This is a genomic window from Actinocorallia aurantiaca, from assembly GCF_039533685.1.
GTDB classification, from domain to species: domain Bacteria; phylum Actinomycetota; class Actinomycetes; order Streptosporangiales; family Streptosporangiaceae; genus Actinocorallia; species Actinocorallia aurantiaca.
Genome location: NZ_BAAATZ010000009.1, coordinates 159,777 through 182,668, shown reverse-complemented (window position 1 = coordinate 182,668; position 22,892 = coordinate 159,777). Strand labels below are relative to the sequence as shown.

Genomic DNA, 22,892 nt, shown 5'->3' with positions numbered 1-22,892 from the left:
GTGCTGATCATCGCCACTTCCGACAAGGGGGGCACCGGCCGTTCGGTCACCACCTGCAACGTGGCCTACCGGCAGGCGCTGCACGGCAGCGACGTCTGCTACCTGGACTTCGACTTCGGGTCCCCCACCTCGGGCGCGATCTTCAACGTGGAGAACGTCACGCACGGCACCCCGGACGGGGGGCTGCACTCCTACCTCCAGGGAGCGCGGGCCGAACCGCACCGGGTGGACGTCTGGACGGAGTCCGAACGGTCCGGGCAGCTGGCCCGCCCGCCCGGGGCGGGGCGGCTGGTCCTGCTCCCCGGCGACCTGAGCGGCGGGGAGTTCTCCATGAACGCCGAGGTGGTCGACCGCTGCGTGAAACTGCTCATCCGGCTGCAGGAGGAGTTCGACCTGGTGCTGATGGACCTCAGCGCGGGCCGGTCCCACGCGGCCGAGATGGTGCTCACCGCCACCGCCCTTCCCCAGATCAGGGAGATGGGGGTGCGCTGGCTGGTCTACCACCGCTGGACGCGCCAGCATGTCAGCTCGGCCGCGAGCCTGGTCTACGGCAAGCGCGGGCTGCTGGCGGCCGGAGCCGAGCGCGGGCACGACCGCGACGAACTCCTGGACCGGATCCGGTTCGTGCGCACCGCGTTCGTCGACCCGTCCGGGCCCGGCGTCGCGGCGCTGCGCTCCACCCAGGAGACCTGGCTGCGCCGTATCAACGAGGACCTCAAGGAGCGGGCCAGACTGGCCGGCCTGGGACGCAGCATGGCGATCGCGACGGTGCCGCTCGACCCGGTCCTGCAGTGGCGGGAGCAGCTGATCTCCGACGAGGACGTCTGGAACGGCATCGCCAACCAGCAGACCGTCGACGCCTTCGAGGAGCTGGCCGGAGCCGTCCTCGGCGAGAAGGAGTGGACCCGGCTGTGAAGGTTCCGGAGACCGACTTCGAGGTGGTCACCGCCCGGCCCAGGATCGCCTCGGTCCCGCTGTCCCACCTGTCGGTCGAACTCGGCCATCTGTACATGGAGGACTTCGGCCGGGGTCCCGGGACGCTCATCGAGCACTTCACACGCGTCCGGCCGCTCTTCGAGGACCTCCGGAACCGGGCCTCGGTCCGATGGGGCGGACGGCCTCGGATCAGCACCTGCTTCCTGGTCGACGACTACTTCAGCCAGTTGCGCGAGCCCGCCGACCTGATCCCCGAACTGCTCGCGGCGGCGGCCGAGGCCGGCGTCACCATCGACTACCTCGCCCGGGAGTCCGGTTGCGCGCACACCGGCGCGCTCTCCCCGGCCGAGATCGTCCTGGGGCGGCTGGTCTCCGATCCTCCGCCCGGCACCGACGGCTCCCGGCCCCCGACCCTGGAGACCGGCTGGCTGTCCAACGGCGAGCGCGAACACCTCGGCGACATCAACGAGGCGATGACCGGTCTGCGGACCTGGAGCCCGCCCCGCGAGAACGGCGCCCGGATGCACTCCGTCTACGTGGACGTCGAACTGTGGCACGAGCACACCGGGAAACGGGTCTGGTCCTGCGCCTATCTGGCCGCCGTCTGGCAGTTGCTGCGGCTGGGGGTGCTGCGCGACCAGGGCAGGCCGCTGGTGAGTCCCGAGCCGTGGGACGAGGGCAGGGCCTACCCCCGCGAGTGGTCCGACCTTCCCCCGGTGGTCAAGGTCAATCCGCGGGCGCAGCCGTTCTGCGCCTTCCGCACCCACACCTTCCTGGACACGCGCTTCCTCCCGACGGAGGCCGCGGTCCGGGTGATCCTCGACCAGATCTCGCTCGATCCGGCGGTGCGCGAGCTCACCGAGCGCCGTGCCCGGGAGGAGAAGATCGAGTTGCCCCCCGAACTCGTGACGAGGATCTCTCATGCCTTCTCGGACGAACTCTGAGTCTCCGCGCCTGACCATCGGCACCGTCCGGACCGGACTGCTGCGGCACTCCTCGGCGGTTTCCCAGGAGCTGGCGACCCGGTTGCTGCGGCTGGTGCCCAGCGAACACGTGGCGCGGTCGGAACGCCCCCGCGCCTACGCCGTCTCGCCGGAGTTGCTGACGGGGGTCGACTGCCTCCTTCCGTCGCGCAACGGCTCGCGGGTCCGGGGCGTCGGGACGCTGGCCTCCCGGGCGACGATCACCGGAGGCCGGGTCCTGCAGTCCTCCGCACACACGACCGTCGTGCGGGCCGAACGCTCCTACCGGCAGCCCTGGTCCCATTACCTGGCGCGTCCCGGAGTGGTCGAAGCCATCGGAAGGCTCAATGTCAAAGACGTCGCCGACGGATTCACCACAGATGATCGGGGCTTCCGGGGAATCGAAACCACAATCATCGCCGACCGGGCGATGGACCTGGTGCAGGCCTCTCCGCTACTCGACGGAAAACGGCCGTTCGCCGCCCTTCGGACCACGCTGCATTGGGCTTTCGAAACGCCCGCTCCCGAAGGTCCGGCCGAATCCGGCCGCCTCGCGTTCGTCATCGTGAACGACGAACTGCGTACGCTGAGGCTGACCGCGACCGCGTCCCCACTGGAGACGGTCCTGGACTTCTGCGAAGACCTCGCGCTCCATGACTGGCTGCTCAGCACCCTGCTCACCCTGATCGACCGGGCCGGTTTCGGCCAGGACGACTGGACCCGCGTGACGAGTCGCGTCCGGCCCACCGTCGACCACCTTCTTCATCTCTGGTGGCCGGGAGCCCGGGTCCCCGAAGGCTTTATGCCATTCTGGGACAGCCTTGACAAGAGTCTGGGATTCAGGCAACAGTGGGAAATGTCCGTAAATCGTATACGTGACCAACTGGCCTTGGGGACACTACTGACCATGTTGAGTTCCCTGGAAAGCGGAACCGAAAAGCATGAGTCACCCCTCACGCGCTCCACAGCGTTTCGAACTCCCGCGGATTCTCCTTAAAATCCTGGTCGCCCTGTTCAGCGGCGGCATCGCTTTTCTGTTCACGGCGCTGGCCACCTCCAAGAACCAGGAGGACGGCCTCCTCTGGGAACTGATCATCGCGATCTTCATCGGTGGCGTCGTGCTGGTCGTCCAGTTCATCATGGAGTTCGACGACCAGGTCAGGGCCATGCAGGCTCGCCAGACCGAGCACCACCGCCATCTGGACCGCCTGGTGCAGCGCAAGTTCTCCCAGGTGAACGAGGCCACGGAGCTGTTCAGCCTGGTCGAGGCGTCCGCGCTGAGCTCCGAGCTGATCCTCCAGTTCGTCCGCTACGCGGCCGAGATCAGGCGGTCCTCCTCCCCGATCATCCACAAGTTCGCCGAAGGCGAGATCAACCGGATGTCGGGGTTCCTCAAGGGGCTCCGCGACGGGGACACCGTGTCCTACCCGGGCGAGGACCAGGACTGGCTGCTGACCCTGACCCAGAACGTGCAGCGCTCCCTGGACGCCACCAGCCTGAGCACGGTCGACGCCGGCGCCACCGGCTTCGACGGGGGCTTCTGGCGGACCGATCCGGGCCAGCGCTACCTGGACCTCCAGAAGGAGTGCGTGGACCGGGGGATCCAGATCCGGCGGGTGTTCATCATCGACCGCAGTGAACTGGCCGAGGACCTGCACTTCCTGGAGATGTACCGGTTGCAGAAGGAGGCCGGCATCCAGGTCAAGATGCTCGACCCCACCGCCGCCGTGGTCGCGGGCATCCGGCGGAGCGCCATGCTCGACTTCATCCTCTTCGACGGGGAGATCAGCTACGAGATGACGCCCGCGGCCCGGCTCTCCGAGGACGAGCACCCGACCATCGTCCACACCCGTCTGGTGCTCCACGAGCAGCAGATCAGGGAGCGGATCCGGAACTTCAACATGCTCTGGGCGGCGGCCCGGGAGATCGATCTTCGAAACGAGCACGACGAGACCGCCCCGGGTTACAGGGCTTGAGGCCGAGTGGCTCCTCCCCCATGAAAGGCATCGGCGAAAAGCGATGAACGCCTCCCATGAAGGACCGCGCGGCTCCGGCGTCCCCCCGATATTCCGCAAGGTCCTGATCGCGCTCATCGGCGGCGGCATCGCCTATCTGATCACCCAGCTGGCTCCCGACTCCGGCGGCGACGGGGGCAGGGCCCTGTGGGAGTTGACGATAGCGATCTTCATCGCCGGGGTCACCCTCGTCGTCCAGTTCATCGCCGGACTCGACGACCGGGTGATCGGGCTGGAGTCCCGGCAGGCCGAGCACCACCGCGGCGTGAAGGGACTGGTCGACCAGAAGTTCTCCGAGATCAACGAGGCCACCGAGCTGTTCGGCCTGGTCGAGGGCTCCGCCCTGCAGACGGAGCAGACCATCCAGTTGATCCGCCATTCCACGAAGATCAAGGAGACCACCTCCTCCCTCGTCCGCCACCTCGCCGAGGCCGAGATCAACAGGATGTCGCTCTTCCTGAAGGAGCTCAGCGACGGCAGCACCGTCTCCTACGACGGCGAGGACCGGGACTGGCTGCTCGCGCTCGCCCTGAACACCCGGAGGACCCTGGACGCCACCAGCCTGAGCATGGTGGACGCGGGCAACTCCGGCTTCGACGGCGGCTTCTGGCTGACCGACATGGGACAGCGCTACCTGGACCTGCAGCAGGAGATCACCCGGCGGGGAGGCGTGGTCCGGCGGGTGTTCATAGAAAGCGGCGACCTCATCGACGATCCCTCCTTCCTCGAGGTCTGCCAGGTTCAGAAGGAGGCGGGGATCAGGGTTCGGCTCATCGACCCGGACAAGAGCGCGAACATCCCCCACAGCGCGCTGTTCGGCTTCATCGTCTTCGACGGGGAGATCAGCTACGAGGTGACTCCCGCGGCCCGGTTCCGCAACAACGAACAGCCCACCATCGTCAGCACCCAGCTGGTCCTCCAGCCGGCCCGGGTCAGGGAGCGGATCCGGCACTTCGAGGCCCTGTGGGAAGCGGCCACCGAAGTCTGAGCGCGCCGGGAACCGGCGTACACCGGTGACGCGCGGATGAGCCGCCTCAGGTGAGGCCGGCGCGGCGGGCGCGTTCGACGGCGGGGGGGAGGGCCTCGATGAGGGGGGTGAGGTCCTCGGGGGTGGAGGTGTGGCCGAGGGAGAAGCGGAGGCTGCCGCGGGCCTGCTCGGAGGCCAGGCCCATGGCCAGGAGGACGTGGCTGGGCTGGGCCACGCCGGCGGAGCAGGCGGAGCCGGTGGAGCAGGCTATGCCCTGGGCGTCCAGGAGCATGAGGAGGGCGTCGCCCTCGCAGCCGGGGAAGGCGAAGTGGGCGTTGCCGGGCAGGCGGTCCACGGGGTCGCCGTTGAGGACGGCGTCGGGGACGGCGGCGCGGACCCGGGCGATCAGGTCGTCGCGCAGGGCCGCCAGGCGGCGGGCGGACTCCTCCCGGCGGGACGTCGCCGCCTCCACCGCGGCGGCGAAGCCCGCGATGGCGGGGGTGTCGAGGGTGCCGGAGCGGACGTCGCGCTCCTGACCGCCGCCGTGCAGGACGGGGGTGGGATCGACGCCCTTGGCCAGCAGGAGGGCGCCCACGCCCAGAGGGCCGCCCAGCTTGTGGGCGCTGATCGTCAGGGCGTCGGGGGCGGGGCCTCCGCCGCCGTCGAGGCGGACGTCCAGGACGCCGGCGGCCTGCACCGCGTCGGAATGGAAGGGCACGCCCCCGGCGCGGGCGAGCTCGGCGAGCTCGGCGACCGGCTGGATCGTGCCGACCTCGTTGTTGGCCCACATCACGGTGACCAGGGCGGTGTCGTCGGTGAGGGCCTCGGCGAGGGTCTCGGGGGCGATGCGGCCGTGCCGGTCCGGGGGCAGCAGCACCACCTCGGCGCCCTCGTGCTCGGCGAGCCAGTGCACGGCGTCCAGCACGGCGTGGTGCTCGACGGCGCTCGCGACGACGCGGTTGCGGCCCTGCGCGCGGCCCCGCCAGTACAGGCCCTTGACGGCGAGGTTGTCGGCCTCGGTGCCGCCGCTGGTGAAGATCACCTCGGACGGGCGGGCGCCGAACGCGGCGGCGATGATCTCGCGGGACTCCTCGACGACCCGGCGGGCGTGGCGGCCGGGGGCGTGCAGCGACGAGGGGTTGCCCACCCGGCCGAGCTGCCCGGTCATCGCGGCGATCGCCTCGGGGAGCATGGGCGTCGTCGCCGCATGGTCGAGATACGGCACGGCGCTCCCTCCTTCAGAGTCGACTCATCCTACTCGCTGTCCGGGGAAGCCGTTTGCGACTGTACCGTCCGGACGGTACAGTTGATTCGCCATGAAACGTGAAGCCCTTCTCGACGCCGCCGAGGCCGTGCTGCTGGAGCACGGCACCCAGGCGTTGACGCTGACCGCCGTGGCCGAGCGCGCCGGGGTCAGCAAGGGCGGGCTGCTGTACCACTTCCCCACCAAGGAAGCGCTGATCACGGCCCTGGTCTCCCGGGTGATCGCCGAGTTCGACGCCCTCGTCGAGGAGTACGAGCGGCAGCCCGGGGCCTCCTTCACCCGCGCCTTCGTCGAGGCCACCTTCGCGATCGTCGCCGTCCCCGACGGGGAGCGCACCGGGCGGCGCTGGGCGGCGATCACCGCCGCGACCACCACGCCCGAACTGGCCGCCCCGCTGCGCGAGGCCATGGACCGCTGGCACCACCGGGACGAGGCCGAGGACGCCGATCCGGTGGCCGCGACGGTCGTCCGCCTGGCCGCCGAGGGCCTGTGGGAGGTCGTGGCCCACGGGTCCGGCCGGTTCTCGCCCGAGCAGTACACCGCGCTGCGGCGACGGCTGCTCGACCTCCTCGGCTGACACTCCCCCCTCACCACCGACACCCGCGGACGCGCCCGTTCCCGCGCGCCCATCCCCCTTCGTGCAAGGAGATCCACCATGCTGTCCCGCGCCCGCCTGGGCACGTTCCTGACCTTCGCCGTCGCCGGCCTGATGTCCGGCGTGTGGGTGGTGCGCATGCCCGCCCTGAAGGAACGGTTCGCCCTGGACGCGGGCGGCGTCGGCGTCGTCCTGCTGGTGTGGGGCATCGCGGCGGTCCTCACCATGCAGGGCCTGCGCGGGGTCATCGCCCGGGTCGGGAGCCGCGCGTCCCTGCGGGTCGCCGCCCCGCTGACGGCGGTCTCGCTCGCGCTGGTCGCCTTCGCCCCCTCCCATCCGCTCCTGCTGGCGGGCGTCGCCTTGTTCGGCATGGCCTTCGGCGTGACGGACGTGGCGATGAACGCCCAGGCGTCGGTGGTCGAGCGGGCCCACGGCCGTCCGCTGATGAGCGGGATGCACGCGGGCTGGTGCGTGGGCGCGATGAGCGGCGGCCTGCTGGGCTCGGGCACCGCCGCGCTCGGCTGGTCGTTCACGTCGTCGGTGCTCGCCGCGGCCCTCGTGTCGCTTCCCCTGACGCTGATGCTGGGCCGCGCCTACCTGCCCGACCCCCAGGCCCTTCCGGAGGCTTCCGAGGGCCGCAGGAGGCGCCTGCCGCTGCTCGTCTACCTGCTGGGGGCCCTGACGTTCCTGGCGTTCATGACCGAGGGCGCGATCGCCGACTGGAGCGGCCTGTTCCTGCACGACGACCTGGGCGCGAGCGAGGCCCTCGCCGCGCTGGGCTACCCGTTGTTCGAGGCGGCGATGCTCTGCGGCCGGATCTTCGGCGACCGGCTGCGCGTCCTGCTGGGCACCCGCGTGCTGCTCGCCGCGTCGGGCGCGGGCACCGCCGCCGGCATGGCGGTGGTGCTGCTGGCGCCCGGCCTCCCGGTGGCGCTGGCCGGCTTCTTCCTCACCGGCCTGGCGGTCTGCACGATCGTCCCGACGATGCTCTCGCTGGCCGGCACGGCCGCTCCCGGCCGCTCCTCCGCCGCCGTGGCCCAGGTCGGCGCGATGGGTTACGGCGGCCTGCTGCTGGGCCCCGTCGTCGTCAGCGCCGTCGCCGAGGCCTCCTCGATCCGGGCCGGCCTGTGGCTGGTGGTCGCCCTGTCCGCCGTCATCGCGGTCTCCGCCCGCTTCCTCCCGCTCCGCCGGTCCGCCGACCTCGCTGCGGCCCCGCTCCCGGAGCGCCGCGCCGAGCACGAACCCCTCGCCGCCTGACCCCAGGCCCTCGGGGCCCGGAGACGGGGAACGCCCCCGAGCGGTGCGCTCGGGGGCGTTCGGAGGAAGCGGCAAGGACTACTTGCGCTTGGTGATCTCCTCGGTCAGCTGCGGGACGATCTGGAACAGATCGCCCACGACGCCGAAGTCGACGAGCTCGAAGATCGGAGCCTCGGGGTCCTTGTTGATGGCCACGATGGTCTTCGAGGTCTGCATGCCGGCCCGGTGCTGGATCGCGCCGGAGATGCCCGCCGCGACGTACAGCTGCGGGGAGACCGTCTTACCGGTCTGCCCGACCTGGAACTGGTGCGGGTACCAGCCGGCGTCGGTCGCGGCGCGGGAGGCGCCGACGGCCGCGCCGAGGGTGTCGGCCAGGCCCTCGATGACCTTGAAGTTCTCCGCGCCGCCGACACCGCGGCCGCCGGAGACGACGACCGAGGCCTCGGTGAGGTCGGGGCGCTCGCCCTTCTCCTGCACCACGCGGTCGGTGATCTTCGCGCCCTTGGCGGCGTCGGACAGCGCCACGGACACCTGCTCGACGGCCGGAGCGCCGGGAGCGGCCTCCAGCGCGATCGCGTTCGGGCGGACCGCGATGACCGGGGTGCCCTTGACGACCTTGGCGTGCGAGATGATCGAGCCGCCGAAGACGGAGTGCTCGGCGACCAGGTCGGGGGTCACGCCCACGACGTCGGTCAGCACACCGGAGTCCAGGCGCACCGCCAGGCGGCCCGCGATCTCCTTGCCCTCGCCGGTGGCGGCGACCAGGACGGCGGCGGCGCCGTTGCCGGCGAGCTGCTGGAGCAGCTCGACCGTGGGAGCCGCCACGTACTGGGTGAGCTCGGCGTCGGCCGCGACGTACACCTTGGCCGGGCCGTACTCGGCGATCTTGTCGGCGGCGGCCTCGTAGCCCGGGCCGACCCAGACGGCGGAAGCCTCACCCAGGCTGCGCGCCAGGGTCAGCAGCTCGAACGATACCTTCTTGACCTCGCCTTCGGCGTGGTCGATGAGGACGAGAATCTCTGCCATGTCCCTATCCCCCTTACACGAACTTCTTGCTGGCGAGGAAGTCGGCGATCTTCACGCCGCCGTCACCCTCGTCGGTGACGATCTGGCCCTTGGCGCGGGCCGGGGCGTCGGCGTGGTCGACCACGGCCGAGTAGGCGTTGGCGACGCCGACCTTGTCGGCCTCGATCCCGGCGTCCGCGACGGACAGGGACTCGACCGGCTTCTTCTTGGCCGCCATGATGCCCTTGAAGGACGGGTAGCGCGGCTCGTTGATCTTCTCGACCACCGAGACGACCGCCGGCAGCGAGGCCTCGACCTTGTTGAAACCGGTGTCGGTCTGGCGCTGCGCGGTGATCGCGGTGCCGTCGATCTCCACCTTGTTGACCATGGTGACCTGCGGCCAGCCGAGGCGCTCGGCCAGCATCGCGGCCATCACGCCGGTGCGGGCGTCGGTGGACTCCGAGCCGAGGATCACCAGGTCGGCGCCGGCGCGGGTGATGAGCTGCTGCAGCGCGTAGGAGGTCTGCAGCGCGTCCGAGCCGACGAGCGCGTCGTCGACCAGGTGGACGGCCTTGTCCGCGCCCATCGCCAGAGCCTTGCGGATCGACTCGGTGGCCTTGTCCGGACCCATGGTCAGGACGGTCACCTCACCGCCGTGCGCCTCCTTGATGAGCAGCGCCTCCTCGATGGCGTACTCGCAGAGCTCGTTGATGACGCCGTCCGCAGCAGCGCGGTCGAGGGTGTGGTCATCGGACTTCAACTTACGCGGGCTCTCCGTGTCGGGAACCTGCTTCACGCATACGACGATGTTCATGGCCGCTGGCCGACCTCCCTGCATTCATCTCTCAGGCTGATGCTGGTCTCAGGCTGATGCTGGCTTACAGCCTGCCAAACACCCGAACGGGGTTCCGATCCGGGGCCGGGTCAAGCCGTACCCGAATGTTACTCGCCGGTAGCACGGTATTGAACCGCGGGTGCTCGCAGGCAGGCTGTTTGGATACCCCGGGTGAGGCGGATCACCCGCCGAAACGGCTGATCCATCCCCTGACCGTGCTCCGTGCGTCGTCCAGCCATTCCGCGAACCCGTCCAGCGCCCCGAGATCGGGGTTCTGGTCGAGGAGGAGGAGCAGCAGGACCGCCACACCCGAACCCACGCACAGTACCGCGATCATCGCCGCCTCCTGACGCGGCAGCAGGGCGCCCCAGATCCGGGCCGCCTGCCGCCGGGGCGCGGTGCCTCCCGGACCGAAGAGCTGGAGGAGGACCGCCAGCAGCGCTCCGAAGGTCAGCGACTCGGCCGCCGGACGTCCGCCGCCCACCAGGACCAGCGCCAGCACCAGGCCCGCGCCCAGCGCGATCGGGACGACCATCGCCGTGGTCATCAGCGCGCCCGGCAACTGCAGCGGAGAGCGCAGCAGCGTCCCCACGAAGTCGCTCGTCCGCTCGCCCCGCCTGACCCGGCGGGACTCCAGGCCCTTGGCCGCCTTGTCCCCAGCACGCAGCACGAGCACCGTGACCAGCACGACGCCCAGCCCGGTGACGGGGGTGGCCCAGGTGAGCCCGAGGGCGGCGGCCAGCAGCAGGAGGCTGAGCACCTTGTACAGGCCGTAGGGCTTGCGCGCCTCCGCCTGCCGGTCGGAACGTGTGCTCTCCGGGGTTCCCGGTGCGGCCTGGGGCCCGCGCTGGAGGTCCTGCTGCGGGTGCGGCTGGGACCAGGGCAGGCGTCCGGACGCCACCCGCCGGTCGTCGTGCGCCGTCGGGGCGTCCGCGGGCGGGCCCGCGTACAGGCCGCCGCCTTGGGACGGCCCGTAGGGCGAGTGCCGGTCGGCGTAGGGCGGCGGGTCGTTCACCGTCGCGTGCGGGTGGGTGCCGGTGCCCCGCCTCGGCGGGTAGAGGTCCTGGTACGGGTCCGGCGGAGGGGCCACCGGGGGGAGCATCCCCATGAAGTCGCTCGGCTGCTGCATCGGCCGCGGCGCCTGGCCGGAGCCCCCCTGCACCCTCGGCATCTGCTGCACGTCGCGGGGCGGGGCGGGCTGGAAGGACCGGTGCGGCGAGGGCCCGTCGGCGAGCGTGCCGTGGTCGATCACCGTCATCTCGAGGTCGATCCGCCCGCACAGGTGGGCCAGGTCCCTGGCGGTGGGCCGCTCCGCCGGGTGCTGCGCCATCGCCGAGCGCAGCACGGGCAGCAGCGGCGCGGGCACCCCGGCCAGGTCCGGCTGGCCCTGGAGGATCTTGGAGAAGATCTGCTCGAAGGTGCCGCCGCCGAACGGGGGCCGTCCGGTGGCCGCGTAGATGATCGTGCCCGCCCAGGCGTGGACGTCGGCGGGAGCGCGGTAGTCGTCGCCGTTGAGGATCTCGGGCGACAGGTAGCCGGGGGTGCCGATGACCATGCCGGCCGAGGTGAGCCTGGTGGCGTCCACCGACTGGGCGATGCCGAAGTCGATGAGGACGGGGTCGCCGTTCCCGGCGAACATGACGTTGCCGGGCTTGAGGTCGCGGTGCACGATGCCGGCCGCGTGGATCGCCGCGAGCGCCTCGGCCAGCCCCTCGGCGAGCCGCTTGAGGGCGTCGCCGCCCAGCGGGCCCTCCTCGGTCACCATCTGCTCCAGGGTGGACCCCGGCACGTACTGGGTGACGATGTAGGGCGGGTCCGCGGTGACGTCGGCGTCGACGATCTGGGCGACGAAGGGGCTGCGCACCCGGCGCATGGTGTCGACCTCGCGGGCCAGCCTGCGCAGGGCGGTGGCGTCGCCGGTGCCGCCGCGCAGCAGTTTGACCGCCACCGACCGGCCCGCCGGGTCGATGCCGCGGCGCACGACGCCCATGCCGCCCTCGCCTAGTACCTCGGCGAGTCGGTACGGACCGATGCTCTCCCCGGACGTGGCGCTACCCCAATCCTGATATTTCGTCGCCGCCAACCCTACCCCCGAACCTCGTGGGGGACGTGGCAAGACCACGACCCCGGTCCCGTCATTGAGACGCGGGAACCGGGGTCGTTGGTTTCGTTCTGGAGGAAATTATCCTGATTTGCCGGGAATGAGACTCTCTACCGGCCTCAGGCGCGGGCGGCGATCCGGGCGCGTCGGGCCTCTCGGCGCTCCTCGAACTTGGTCGCGGCGGCGTCCAGGTTCGCCAGGAACTCCGACAGCTCGATGCGGGCCTTCTCGCCCTCGTCGCTGAGACCCTCCAGCTCGAAGACGCCCCACTTGCGCAGCACCGGCATCAGCACGTCGTCGTGGTGCAGGCGCAGGTCGTAGATGCCGGCGTTGGCGATGGCCACGGACTTGCGCAGGAAGCCGTCGATCGTGTAGCCGGGCATCTGGAAGCCCTTGACCACCTCGGTGATCGCCTTCATGGCCTCGTTCGGGAAGGCCTCGAAGGCCGCGCCGAGGAGGTTCCGGTAGAAGATCATGTGCAGGTTCTCGTCGGCGGCCACGCGCTGCATCATCTGCTCGCACAGCTCGTCGCCGGACGCCTTGCCGGTGTTGCGGTGCGACACCCGGGTGGCCAGCTCCTGGAAGGAGACGTAGGCCAGGCCGTGCAGGACCTTGTCGTCGTGGTCCGGCGCGTAGCCGATCTCCATGTGCTGCATCCGGGCCCGCTCCAGCAGCACCGGGTCGATGGCCCGGGTGACGGTCAGGAAGTCGCGGATGACGATGCCGTGCCGGTTCTCCTCGGCGGTCCAGCGGTGCACCCACTGGCCCCAGGCGCCCTCGTGGCCCATGATGCGGGCGATGGCGGCGTGGTAGCCGGGCAGGTTGTCCTCGGTCAGGAGGTTGACCAGCAGCGCCTCGCGGGACTCCGGCGAGACCTTGGAGTCCTCGGGGACCCAGTCCTCACCGCCCAGGAAGGCGAAGTCTCGGCCCTGGCCCCACGGCACGTACTCGTGCGGGAACCACTCCTTGGCTATCGACAGATGGCGGTTGAGTTCCCTCTCGGCCACGTGGTCGAGTTCGTGGAGCACCTGAATGTCAATAGCTTCCGGCATACCAAGACCTTTCCGGATTCACGGGATCGGCGTGTTCACAGAGCACTTCATGAGAGGGACACCACGGGGTGTCCATGCGACGCCGCTCCCCATGGTAGGGGCCGGAGACAAGCCTGGATATGCGCAAGTGCTACAAGTGATCCGAGCATGGTTTGGGGAGAGCTCACAAGAAGCGGAGCTTTTTCTATGCATCCGGACGCGCATGCGTCTGGACCGCCCGGCTCCAGACCGCGCTCGAGACGGTGCGCAGCACCCCCCGGGGAGCCAGCTTCATCGCGGGCAGCAGCGCCTTGTACTGCGTGCCGGGGACGCACATGGCGCGACCTCTCCGGACGGCGTCCAGGCCGGCCCGCGCGACGGCGTCACGTCTCATCCACATCAGGCCGGTCGGCTGGTCGTCCTCCGTGCGGGTGAACCCGGGGCACAGCGCCGTCACGTGCACGCCGGCGGGCTTCAGCTCGGCGTGCAGGCTCTCGGTGAAGGAGAGGACGAACGCCTTGGTGGCCCCGTAGACGGAGCTTCCCGGCGAGGGCGCGTAGGCGGCGACGGACGCGACGTTCAGGATCCCGCCCCTCCCCCGCTCCACCATGGACGGCGCCGCCGCGTGCGTCAGCCGCATCAGCGCCGTCACGTTGAGGCCCACCTCCTTGGACTGGTCGGCCAGCGGAATCTCGTGGAAGGCGCCGAAGGCCCCGTAACCGGCGTTGTTCACCAGCAGGTCCACGACGGAGGCCCGTTCGGCCACCCGCTCCAGATCGGCCGGTTCGGTCAGGTCTGCGGCCAGCGCCTCCGCGCGCACCCCGAACCGGTCCGACAGCTCTCCGGCGAGCCGTTCCAGCAGGTCCCCGCGCCGGGCCACCAGCACGAGGTCCGTCCCCTCCTCCGCCAGGGAGCGCGCGAAGCTCTCGCCGATCCCGCTGGAGGCTCCTGTCACCACTGCGTTACGCCACATGGCCCTGCACCTTAGGAGACGGCCGGGGAGTGTCGGGGGCTGCTGGTAGCTTCGAAGGCCCGATCCGGTCCTGGGAAAGCGGAATCTCGCATGCTCGTCGCGCACGCCACCTGGCACGGAGGCGCGCTGTGCCTGTGGGCCGAACACGACGGGCCGCGATCGGCGGCCAAACCCGGCGGCCACCCGTTCGCCACCCGCGACTTCACCGGCACGTCGTACGAGCCGCTGCTGCGCGGCGCCGCCCGGGTCGTCCTGGAGCTGCTGCTGCCCGGCACCGGGGAGCGCCCGCTGCCCTCCGGCGAGCTGGGGCCCGAACCGTTCGACGGCGTGCCGGTGCTCTCGCCGTGGAAGGTCCCCGCGCTGGTGCTGGAGCCGTTCCAGGCGATGGAGCTGCTGCGGACGGCCGAGGAGCGGGCCGACGTGGTGCCGGGCACGGACCTGAGATTCCTCGGCGTGGTCGCCGCCGACGCCGCCGCGCTGGCCGCCGCCGGGCGGGTGCTGCCCGCGCTGCGCGAGGAGGACGGCGACCTGCTGGCCTGCTGGCGCCCGGTGCTCGACCCCACCCGGTTCGCCCGCCTCGCCGAGGCGATGCCGCCCGCCTGCCGGGCCGTCGCCCCGGGGCGGCCCGCGGCCGAGGTGCTCGCCGAGGCCCTGGACGGGCTGGCCGACACCGCGGTGCGCGGCACGGTGCCGCACCCGCTGCTGCCGCCGCGCACCGGGAAGACGCCCGAACGCGTCCCGCTGGCCGAGCGCTGGCTGGAGGCGCTCACCGGCCCGAGCCCCCTGGTCGTCCGCGAGCCCGGCGACGACCCCGCCGAACTGCGCGCCGAACTCGACGCCTGGCACCGGGCGGCCCGGCCCGCCCACGGGCCGCTGAAGCTGACCTTCCGGCTGGTCGAGCCGAAGGCCCCCGAACCGGAGCCCGGCGAGGCAGGCTCCCCGGAGAGCCCGGAGCCGCCTCAGGTACCGCTCTCCGAGCAGCCCTGGCGGGTGGAGTTCCTGCTCCAGGGCACCGACGACCCGAGCCTGCTGGTCCCGGCCGCGCAGATCTGGAGCGGCGACACCCTGCTGGAGGGCGCGGAGGAGACCCTCCTGACCGGGCTCGGCCGCGCGCTGAGGCTCTTCCCCGAACTGAGCCGGGCCCTGGACGTCGCCACCCCCGCCGAGCTCGTCCTCGACACCGCGGGCGCGTTCCGCTTCCTGCGGACCGCCGCGCCGCTGCTGGCCGCCGCGGACTTCGGGGTGCTGCTGCCCACCTGGGCCGGGCGCTCCAGGCTCGGCCTGAAACTCCGGACCGACGAGCAGGAGGGCGAGGAGCAGGGCGCCGCGACGGGCTCGGGGTTCGGCCTGGGCGACCTGGTGGACTTCCGCTGGGAGCTGGCCGTCGGCGAGGAGACCCTCGAGGAGGACGACCTCGCGGAACTGGCCCGGCTGAAGGCCCCGCTGGTGCGGCTGCGCGGCCAGTGGGTGGAGCTCGACGAGGAGCAGCTGGAGACCGCCCTGGAGTTCCTGCGCCAGGGCGGCTCCGGGACGATGACCGCGGGCCAGGCCGTCCGGGCCGTCATCCACGCGGGCGAGAGAACGCTGCCGCTGGTCGCGGTGGAGGCGCACGGCGCGCTGGGCGACCTCCTGTCGGGCGAGGCCGACCGGCGCATCGCCCCCGTCCCCACCCCCGCCGGCATCGAGGCGACCCTGCGCCCCTACCAGGAGCGCGGCCTGGCCTGGCTGGGCTTCATGGAGGGCCTCGGCCTGGGCGCCCTGCTCGCCGACGACATGGGCCTGGGCAAGACCCTGACCGTGCTGGCCCACCTCGTCCAGGCGGGAGCCGGCGCCTCTGACGGCACGCGTGGTGGGGGCGGGCCGACGCTGGCGGTGGTGCCGATGTCGCTGGTGGGGAACTGGCAGCGGGAGGCGGCGAGGTTCGCGCCGAAGCTGCGCCTGTACGTCCACCACGGGGCCAAGCGCCGCAGGGACGCGGAACTCGTCCGGGCCGCGAACGGCGCGGACCTCGTGCTCACCACCTACGGAACGGCCACGCGCGACGCGGAGCAGCTGGCGAAGGTGTCCTGGGCGCGGGTGGTGTGCGACGAGGCGCAGGCGTTGAAGAACAGCGCCACGCGGCAGGCGAAGGCGGTGCGCTCCATCCCCGCGCGGAGCCGGATCGCGATGACGGGCACCCCGGTGGAGAACCACCTCACCGAGCTCTGGTCGATCATGGAGTTCGCCAATCCGGGGCTGCTGGGGCCCAGGCAGGCCTTCCGCGAGCGGTTCGCCGTGCCGATCGAGGCCGAGGGCGACGAGCGGGCCGCGGCCGCGCTCAAGCGCGCGACCCAGCCGTTCGTCCTGCGCCGGCTGAAGACCGACCGGAGCATCATCACGGACCTGCCCGAGAAGCAGGAGATGAAGGTCTACTGCAACCTCACCGTGGAGCAGGCCTCCCTGTACCAGGCGACGGTCGAGGACATGCTCGAGCAGATCGCCGAGGCGGACGCCAAGCAGCGGCGCGGGCTCGTCCTGGCGACGATGGCGAAGCTGAAGCAGGTCTGCGACCATCCGGCGCTGCTGCTGAAGGACGGCTCCCGGCTGCAGGGCCGGTCGGGCAAGCTGGAGGAGCTGGAACGGTTGTGCGCCGAGATCCTCGAGAGCGGCGAGAAGGTCCTGGTGTTCACCCAGTACGCGGAGTTCGGCTCGATGCTCCAGCCGTACCTGGAGGCCCGGCTCGACCGTCCCGTCCTGTGGCTGCACGGCGGCACCACCAAGGAGCAGCGCGACGAGCTGGTCGCGCGGTTCCAGGGCGAGGACGCCCCGTCGGTGTTCCTGCTGTCGCTGAAGGCCGCGGGCACCGGCCTGACGCTGACCGCCGCCAACCACGTCGTGCACTTCGACCGCTGGTGGAACCCCGCCGTCGAGGACCAGGCCACCGACCGGGCGTTCCGCATCGGGCAGACCCGCGACGTGCAGGTCCGCAAGTTCGTCTGCGTCGGCACCATGGAGGAGCGGGTCGACGAGATGATCGAACGCAAGAAGGCCCTCGCGGAGTCGATCGTCGGGACCGGCGAGGAGTGGCTGACCGGCCTGTCCGTCGCCGAGCTGCGCGACGTGCTGCGACTGGCCCCGGACGCGGTGAGCTCATGACGGACCACGACGGCTATTTCGAGACGGCCAAGCCGATCCGGGTTCGGGGCGGGCCCTCCTCCCCCCTGCTTCGGGAGCCCGTGGGCTGGTGGGCGCGCCGCTTCATCGGCGCGCTGGAGTCCTTCCTCGACCCCGAGCGGCTGCGCCGGGGCCGCGCCTACGCCGAGCAAGGCAGGGTGCTGCGCCTGGACGTCCGCCCGTACGAGGTGACGGCGTTCGTCGGCGAGGGCGCCGACGAGCCGCACGAGGTGACGCTCGGGCTCACCGCGATCGAGGGCTGGGACGAGATCGAGGGCGAGCTGGCCCGCCGCGCGGTGTTCCGGGCCCGCCTGCTGGCCGGGGAGATCCCGCAGGATCTGGAGCGGGTCTTCGGCGACTGCGGGGTCGGGCTGTTCCCCGAGGCCGCCGAGGAGCTGCACCAGATGTGCGGCTGCTCGGACTGGGTCGACCCGTGCGTCCACGCCGCCGCCGCGCTGCACTTCCTGGCCCGCGCGTTCGACGACGACCCCTTCCTCGCCCTGGCCTGGAACGGGCGGACCCGCGAGCAGCTGCTCACCGCGCTGCGCCGCCGCCCCGTCGAGAGCGGGCTGCCCCCGGTCGTGGAGACCCCGCTGCGCGCCGAGGGGTTCTGGGCTCCGCCGTCCGGGCTCGCCGCGCTGAAGGACCGCTCCGCGCACCCGCCCGCCCCGCCCGGCCTGCTGCTCCGGCTGCTCGACCCGCCCGCCGTCAAGATCAGGCGCCGCTCCCTGACGGACGTGCTGGAACCCGCCTACGAGGCCCTGGCGCGAAGGGACGGCGACGACTCTCCCGAGTGAATTCCCGATTCGCGCGCAACGTCCCGGAGGGCCCGGCGGGTAGTCGTCCGCAGAGCCCGGCCGCATCCCCCGGAGCCGGGCTCGGAACGAGGGAGACCAGCCGATGGCGAAGCCGCCTGATCCGGTGGTCGGGTCCGACCGCCCGGAGTTCGGGACGTACGCGGCGGAGCGGTCACCGAGACTGCTGCGCACCGCGTTCCTGCTGTGCCGCGACTGGGGCACCGCCGAGGACCTGGTGCAGACCGCGCTGACCAAGGCGTGGCTGGCCTGGCCGAGGGTGGGCGACGACCCGGACCCGTACGTGTACCGGATCCTGGTCAACACCCACCACTCCTGGTGGCGGCGGCGCTGGCGGGGCGAGGTCCCCACCGGCGACCTGCCCGAGCTCCCGCTTCCCGAAGGCCGAGGGGTAGAGGACAGGGACGTGCTGTGGAAGGCCCTCGGCGGGCTCGGCCGGCGCGAGCGCGCCGCGATCGTGCTCCGGTATTTCTGCGACCTGGAACATGCCGCGATCGCCCGGATCCTCGGCTGCTCACCGGTCACGGTCCGCAGCCAGATCAGCCGGGCGCTGGCCAAGCTCCGCGTCGACCCGACGCTCCGCGACCACTTCCCGTCTCCGGCCGAGTTCCAGAACCAGGGGGTCTGACCATGCCCTTCACCGAAAAGGACCTGCGGGCCATGCTTGAGGACAACAGTTCCGACCTTCCCCCGACCGGCGATCTCGCGGCCTCCGCCCAGGAGCGCGGCCGCCGTGTCCGCCGCCGCCGTCAGGCCGCGGGCGCGGTGGCCGCCGCCGCCCTCGTCGCCGTCGGCATCGCCGTCGTCCCGTCCTTGGGCTCCTCCGACGGACCCCAAGAGCAGCTGGCGGCCGTCGCGTCCCCCACTACCCCGGCGGCCCGCCCCGACGTCGACCTGTCGCTGCTGAAGAAGAGGGAGGTCCCGTTCATGCTCACGACTGGAATCGGAAACGTGGAGGTCGTCGACTCTCCCGACTCAAGAGATTCCAAGCGATGGGTGCAGACGGCCGGGAACAAGTTCGTCTCCGTCACCGACCTGCGCCTGCAAGGACTCGTCGGAACGATCGAGGGCTTCGAGCTGGGGACCGAATCCGCCTTCAGCGGGAAAGAACGCAGCATCCTCATGAAGGTCCGTCCCGATTCCCTGGTCAACGGCTCGGCCGGACTCGAGGAACTGGGTCTCCGCAAGGGGGAGGCCGCGGGCTTCACGGTGGGTTTCGCCGATCCCGCCTCCTACCCGATCGCCGAGCTCAACCAGGCGGTTCCAGCAGGTACCCGGGTCATTCTCTACGAATGGTCGCCGGGCGCGGGCTTCTCTCCCATCGGCCCAAGGCAGGTCCGTCAAACTCGGAGCGCCGTCCTGGAGGACGCTGACGGCACCGTGGTCGGAGGCCCCTATACCAAGGGAAGGGGACTTCAGCCCGGTATCTGGCAGAAGGTGAAGACCTTCGACGCGTTGCTGGAACTCAGCGAGCGCATTGAATACACCTGTGCTCTCGTCGTCGTGGAGAACCCTCAGAAGACGACGCAGAAAGATCTCCGCGGGTTCGACCACGAGATGAAGCGCTGCTTCCGCATCCGTACGCCCTCACCGGAGAACGCGGACCCCACCGCCCCTCCGAAGGTCTCGCCCAGCGCGCCGACGCCCTCTCCCACCTCGCCGGAGGACCCGGCCGCCACGCCGACGCCTTCTCCCACCCTCTCGTAGCCTTCGGCTGCTAGGTTGTCCGGATCTCCCACCCTGGACAAAAGGCCGTTGAATGCTGCGCAGGTTCTTCGCTCTGCTGATGGTTCTCGCGTTGAGCGCGTGCGGTGTGAGCAGCGCGTCCGAGCTGCCCTCCGAGAAGGGCGGCGATCCGGGGCCGGAGGGGGTGGACGTGTCGGTCTTCCGTGACGCGCTGGCCAACGGGCGGTTCGCGGAGTTCGAAAACTTCCAGCCGGATCGGGCGCTGCTCGCGGCGGGGCAGTCGCGGATTTTGCTGCTGGGGACGGTCCGGGGGTTCCGGCTGACGCCCCGGACGGGGTCCGTGGTGATGAGCGCGCGGGTGGAGGAGACGCTCAAGGGCGCCGGCCTGGTCCCCGGGCGGCGGCTGCGGATCGACCTCGGCCGCAGGGACAACGCCCCGGACTCCGCCCGTCGTGCGAACAGGGGCACGGTCGCGCGCTACCGCGCGGCCGTGCCCGAGGGTTCCCGCTTCCTGGTGCAGCTGTTCCCCCGCGAGGGCGTGCACGCGGGCGCGGGCGGCAGTTTCAAGCCGTACGGTCCCACCGCCCTGGTCTTCGAGGGCCAGGACGGCATCGTCGGCGCCTACGCCGACCTTCCGGAGACCTGGACGGAGCAGCGCAGCCTCACCGGCCTGCGCGACGAGATCTTCCACCGCCTCCGTTCGGACGGCACGGTCTGCGCTCCCCGCCTCGTGTACCCGCAGGAGGTCGGAGACCCGCTGCGCCTGACCTTCGAGGACTGCCTGCGCCGCGAGGAGCGCACCCTCGACCGCAAGATCCGCAAGGCCTGCCAGGGCATCACCAGACTCCGCCCCCGGGTGCGCCTCTCCTCGCCGGAGACCGACCTGGACTGCCTCAAGGTGAACATCGAAGGCTGAAGCCCCGGCCGCGGGGACCGCCGCGTGCTTCCCGCCTTACCCCGGAGAGCCAAAATGATCTCTCCCCGGGTCCGGCCGATCGCTCTGTGCCTACGATGGCGAGATGAGTGCGAGCCAGTTCCAGGAATACCGGTATCCGGACCCCGGCGACCGGCTCACGGCCACGTTCATCCTCCGGAGCGAACTGGAGGAGGCCGAGTGGGCGCGGCAGGAGTCACAGGTCCTGGACCTGCTCAGCGAGCCGTGGAGACGGCTGGACCCGCCCGCGCGGCTGCTGGACTTCGGATCCGGTCTCGGTCGGCTGACCCTGCGGTTCGCCGGCGGGTTCGACCGGGTCGTCTCGGTGGAACCCGACGCGGACCGGGCGGCCGGGCAACGGGAGGCCGTGGCGGCCAGTCCCCACGGAAGCCGCGTCGAGATCCGCTCGGAGGTGTCGAGTGAGGCGGACCGGACGTACGACGCGGTGCTGTGCAGCCACGTCATCCAGCACGTGACGGCCGACGCGGCCTTGGCCGTCCTGAACGAGCTGGCCCGTCTGCTGCGGCCCGGCGGCCACCTGCTGCTGACCACGACGCTGGCGCCGGACGGCGAGGACCGCTACGCGATCAAGGAGAACGGCCGCGGAGGGTTCTCCGAGCGGGATGTCGGCCCCGAGGAATTCGACGCCGCCTGTCGAGTGAACCGAACCGGGCTTTTGCCCGTCCATTTCTATGGCTATCCGGGTCTGGTCGCCGATTTGGAGCGACGGGGGCTGGACGTCGTCAGCGGCTACGGATTCCACGGGGTCCACGGAGTCGTCGGGCCGCTGGCGATACGACCGGAGCGCACGTCGGAATTCGACGCGTGCCGCGACCTGGCGGTGCTCGCCGTCAGGAGATAGCACGCCCTGGATCCAGGAGTCCGCTGATGCACACCCCCCGGCTGAATCGGCGCTTCGCCCCCCGCCGCGTCTCGTTCTCCTCGACCGTGGTCTACCGGCCGCCGGACCAGCGGTTCGAGGCCTTGGCCGGGAAGGTGGCCTCGGCGCTGGAGTCCAATGAGGGAGGGGCCGCGGAGCAGGACTTCGCGGCCGTCCGCAGCGCGGTCCTGGCTCAGATGCCGACCGCGGGGACGGCGCGGTACTGGCTGCCGATCCAGGTGCGGCGGGGCATGGGGCGGGGCGCCCGGCGTTCGTCGCGGGAAGACGAACTCATTTACCAGATACTGGCGAATGGAGAACTGTCGAGCTTCGTATCCGTTTCCGAGGACTACACCTGTATTTCGGTCACGATCAATATCCATATGGAATCGGTTTCGGTCGACGGTGTCATCGCACTCGGCCACAGCTCGAACGGGCGAAGGTGCACCCAGGTCATCCCGCTGACCATCGGAAGCGACGAACACGAGGTCCACTGCCTCCACGAGGCGCACGCGCGGATCGCCCACGAGCTCGGTCTGGACATGCCGGGATCCACGGCGAACCACTTCAGATGCGTCGAGATCCGCGAGGTCGGATCGCGCACACGGGCCATGGACGTGCTGAACCGCTACCCCTGCGAGCTGTACGGCATGCTGTACGCCGACGAGGGCTGGCGGCACGTGGGCCTCGACACCGCGCGCGCCGCGCTGGCCGAGGCGTGGGGCACCCGGCGCTTCATCCGTGCCATGGCCAGTGGCGACGCCTGCCTGATGGTCAACCTGCGGTCGGCGGAGTACTCGCGGTCCCAGCACCGGTACTTCACCTCCTTCTTCGAGTCCGGACCCGCCTATTTCCAGCACGAGTACCGGTTGGCGGCGCTGGAGCACGGCCCGTTCCTGGCGATAGAGCTGGCCACGTACCGCAAGTGCATCGTCGACGAACTGGACGGCCGGTTCGGGAAGGACTCGTCCGGGGAGAGCGCGTCGGACCGGGGCCCGCGGGTCCTCAGCGGCGTCCGCGCCCGCTCGTACCGGCGCTCGCGGCACCGCTCCCTGGCCGAGGGCATGCGGCGGCTGCAGATGCATCCTTCGACCGCGCTCAGCTCTCTGGACACCATGGTCGAGAAGGCCTGCGGGCTTCCGGCGCGCGAGGAGTACCTCGGCCGGCTCCTGAGGGCTTACGAGGCGGAGGAGCAGATCAACTACACGTATCGCGCCAACGGCCTGATCGCCGCCCTCACCTGGATCAACGTCCTCATCGCGCTCATCGCCGCCGTCGCCACCGTCGCCATCCGCTTCTGACCCCGGCGGGGGAAATCTTCAGCAATAGGACAATTACCTTACCTCTTGACCCTTTCCGGCCATCGATTCTTCTGATTCCCGCCACTCCTTCCCCTGAGCAGGAATAAGTCGCTGATCTTGTGGGAAAGCCTCCTAAGGCCACACCTGATCAGCTCATATATCCCTCATGTCCAATACGTCAC

General features: G+C 71.0%; 20 protein-coding genes. 14 read left to right on the top strand and 6 right to left on the bottom strand.

The window, feature by feature from the left end; translation table 11 throughout:
- From ABD327_RS13635 to ABD327_RS13615, 5 genes are read left to right on the top strand one after another with little or no spacing between them, the layout of a single operon-like run.
- Positions 1 to 915 (top strand): SCO2523 family variant P-loop protein, encoded by a 915-nt coding sequence (locus ABD327_RS13635; RefSeq protein ID WP_344450712.1) that lies wholly within the window; start codon positions 1 to 3, stop codon positions 913 to 915.
- Positions 912 to 1,880, top strand: coding sequence for an SCO2522 family protein (locus ABD327_RS13630; RefSeq protein ID WP_344450711.1), 969 nt, complete (start codon positions 912 to 914; stop codon positions 1,878 to 1,880). Before ABD327_RS13635 ends, ABD327_RS13630 begins: the two co-directional genes overlap by 4 nt.
- Positions 1,858 to 2,895: an SCO2521 family protein gene (locus ABD327_RS13625; protein ID WP_344450710.1), complete on the top strand. Its 1,038-nt coding sequence runs from the start codon at positions 1,858 to 1,860 to the stop codon at positions 2,893 to 2,895. Before ABD327_RS13630 ends, ABD327_RS13625 begins: the two co-directional genes overlap by 23 nt.
- Positions 2,840 to 3,874: a DUF6879 family protein gene (locus tag ABD327_RS13620; RefSeq protein ID WP_344450709.1), complete on the top strand. Its 1,035-nt coding sequence runs from the start codon at positions 2,840 to 2,842 to the stop codon at positions 3,872 to 3,874. Before ABD327_RS13625 ends, ABD327_RS13620 begins: the two co-directional genes overlap by 56 nt.
- A 43-nt stretch (positions 3,875 to 3,917) precedes the next feature.
- The gene (locus tag ABD327_RS13615; RefSeq protein ID WP_344450708.1) at positions 3,918 to 4,901 is read left to right on the top strand and encodes a hypothetical protein; all 984 of its coding nucleotides are present in this window, start codon (positions 3,918 to 3,920) and stop codon (positions 4,899 to 4,901) included.
- Positions 4,902 to 4,947: 46 nt separating this feature from the next.
- Here ABD327_RS13615 and ABD327_RS13610 read toward each other — a convergent pair whose 3' ends face one another.
- On the bottom strand, positions 4,948 to 6,105 hold the full coding sequence (locus ABD327_RS13610) for a cysteine desulfurase family protein (protein WP_344450707.1): 1,158 nt from the start codon (positions 6,103 to 6,105) through the stop codon (positions 4,948 to 4,950).
- A gap of 91 nt (positions 6,106 to 6,196) precedes the next feature.
- On the opposite strand from ABD327_RS13610, the gene ABD327_RS13605 reads away from it, so the two are divergent.
- Together ABD327_RS13605 and ABD327_RS13600 are read left to right on the top strand one after the other, a co-directional pair.
- Positions 6,197 to 6,721 carry a TetR/AcrR family transcriptional regulator gene (locus ABD327_RS13605; RefSeq protein ID WP_344450706.1) on the top strand — a complete coding sequence of 175 codons (525 nt, stop codon included), beginning with the start codon at positions 6,197 to 6,199 and terminating at the stop codon, positions 6,719 to 6,721.
- 78 nt (positions 6,722 to 6,799) lie between these two features.
- Positions 6,800 to 7,996, top strand: a complete 1,197-nt coding sequence (locus tag ABD327_RS13600) for an MFS transporter (RefSeq protein ID WP_344450705.1) — start codon at positions 6,800 to 6,802, stop codon at positions 7,994 to 7,996.
- 78 nt (positions 7,997 to 8,074) lie between these two features.
- Here ABD327_RS13600 and ABD327_RS13595 read toward each other — a convergent pair whose 3' ends face one another.
- The 5 genes from ABD327_RS13595 to ABD327_RS13575 all read right to left on the bottom strand — a co-directional run bounded on the left by ABD327_RS13595 (position 8,075) and on the right by ABD327_RS13575 (position 13,941).
- Positions 8,075 to 9,022, bottom strand: a complete 948-nt coding sequence (locus ABD327_RS13595) for an electron transfer flavoprotein subunit alpha/FixB family protein (RefSeq protein WP_344450704.1) — start codon at positions 9,020 to 9,022, stop codon at positions 8,075 to 8,077.
- A 13-nt stretch (positions 9,023 to 9,035) separates the two neighbouring features.
- Positions 9,036 to 9,815 carry an electron transfer flavoprotein subunit beta/FixA family protein gene (locus tag ABD327_RS13590; RefSeq protein ID WP_344450703.1) on the bottom strand — a complete coding sequence of 260 codons (780 nt, stop codon included), beginning with the start codon at positions 9,813 to 9,815 and terminating at the stop codon, positions 9,036 to 9,038.
- Between the two features lie 202 nt (positions 9,816 to 10,017).
- Complete coding sequence (locus tag ABD327_RS13585; protein ID WP_344450702.1) at positions 10,018 to 11,958, bottom strand: serine/threonine-protein kinase; 1,941 nt, start codon at positions 11,956 to 11,958, stop codon at positions 10,018 to 10,020.
- Between the two features lie 98 nt (positions 11,959 to 12,056).
- Entirely contained in the window at positions 12,057 to 12,989 is a 933-nt protein-coding gene (locus ABD327_RS13580) for an acyl-ACP desaturase (RefSeq protein ID WP_344450701.1), read from the bottom strand.
- Positions 12,990 to 13,173: 184 nt separating this feature from the next.
- The gene (locus ABD327_RS13575) at positions 13,174 to 13,941 is read right to left on the bottom strand and encodes an SDR family NAD(P)-dependent oxidoreductase (RefSeq protein WP_344450700.1); all 768 of its coding nucleotides are present in this window, start codon (positions 13,939 to 13,941) and stop codon (positions 13,174 to 13,176) included.
- A 90-nt stretch (positions 13,942 to 14,031) separates the two neighbouring features.
- On the opposite strand from ABD327_RS13575, the gene ABD327_RS13570 reads away from it, so the two are divergent.
- From ABD327_RS13570 to ABD327_RS13540, 7 genes are all read left to right on the top strand, one after another.
- Positions 14,032 to 17,076 (top strand): DEAD/DEAH box helicase, encoded by a 3,045-nt coding sequence (locus ABD327_RS13570; RefSeq protein WP_344450699.1) that lies wholly within the window; start codon positions 14,032 to 14,034, stop codon positions 17,074 to 17,076.
- Positions 17,073 to 17,891, top strand: a complete 819-nt coding sequence (locus ABD327_RS13565; RefSeq protein ID WP_344450698.1) for an SWIM zinc finger family protein — start codon at positions 17,073 to 17,075, stop codon at positions 17,889 to 17,891. The genes ABD327_RS13570 and ABD327_RS13565 overlap by 4 nt, the downstream gene beginning before the upstream one ends.
- Before the next feature lie 103 nt (positions 17,892 to 17,994).
- On the top strand, positions 17,995 to 18,537 hold the full coding sequence (locus ABD327_RS13560) for a SigE family RNA polymerase sigma factor (protein ID WP_344450697.1): 543 nt from the start codon (positions 17,995 to 17,997) through the stop codon (positions 18,535 to 18,537).
- A 2-nt stretch (positions 18,538 to 18,539) separates the two neighbouring features.
- Complete coding sequence (locus tag ABD327_RS13555) at positions 18,540 to 19,616, top strand: hypothetical protein (RefSeq protein ID WP_344450696.1); 1,077 nt, start codon at positions 18,540 to 18,542, stop codon at positions 19,614 to 19,616.
- A gap of 79 nt (positions 19,617 to 19,695) precedes the next feature.
- Positions 19,696 to 20,511: a hypothetical protein gene (locus ABD327_RS13550; RefSeq protein ID WP_344450695.1), complete on the top strand. Its 816-nt coding sequence runs from the start codon at positions 19,696 to 19,698 to the stop codon at positions 20,509 to 20,511.
- A gap of 103 nt (positions 20,512 to 20,614) precedes the next feature.
- Positions 20,615 to 21,391, top strand: coding sequence for a class I SAM-dependent methyltransferase (locus tag ABD327_RS13545; protein WP_344450694.1), 777 nt, complete (start codon positions 20,615 to 20,617; stop codon positions 21,389 to 21,391).
- Between the two features lie 26 nt (positions 21,392 to 21,417).
- Complete coding sequence (locus ABD327_RS13540) at positions 21,418 to 22,710, top strand: hypothetical protein (protein WP_344450693.1); 1,293 nt, start codon at positions 21,418 to 21,420, stop codon at positions 22,708 to 22,710.
- Positions 22,711 to 22,892 lie beyond the last annotated feature (182 nt).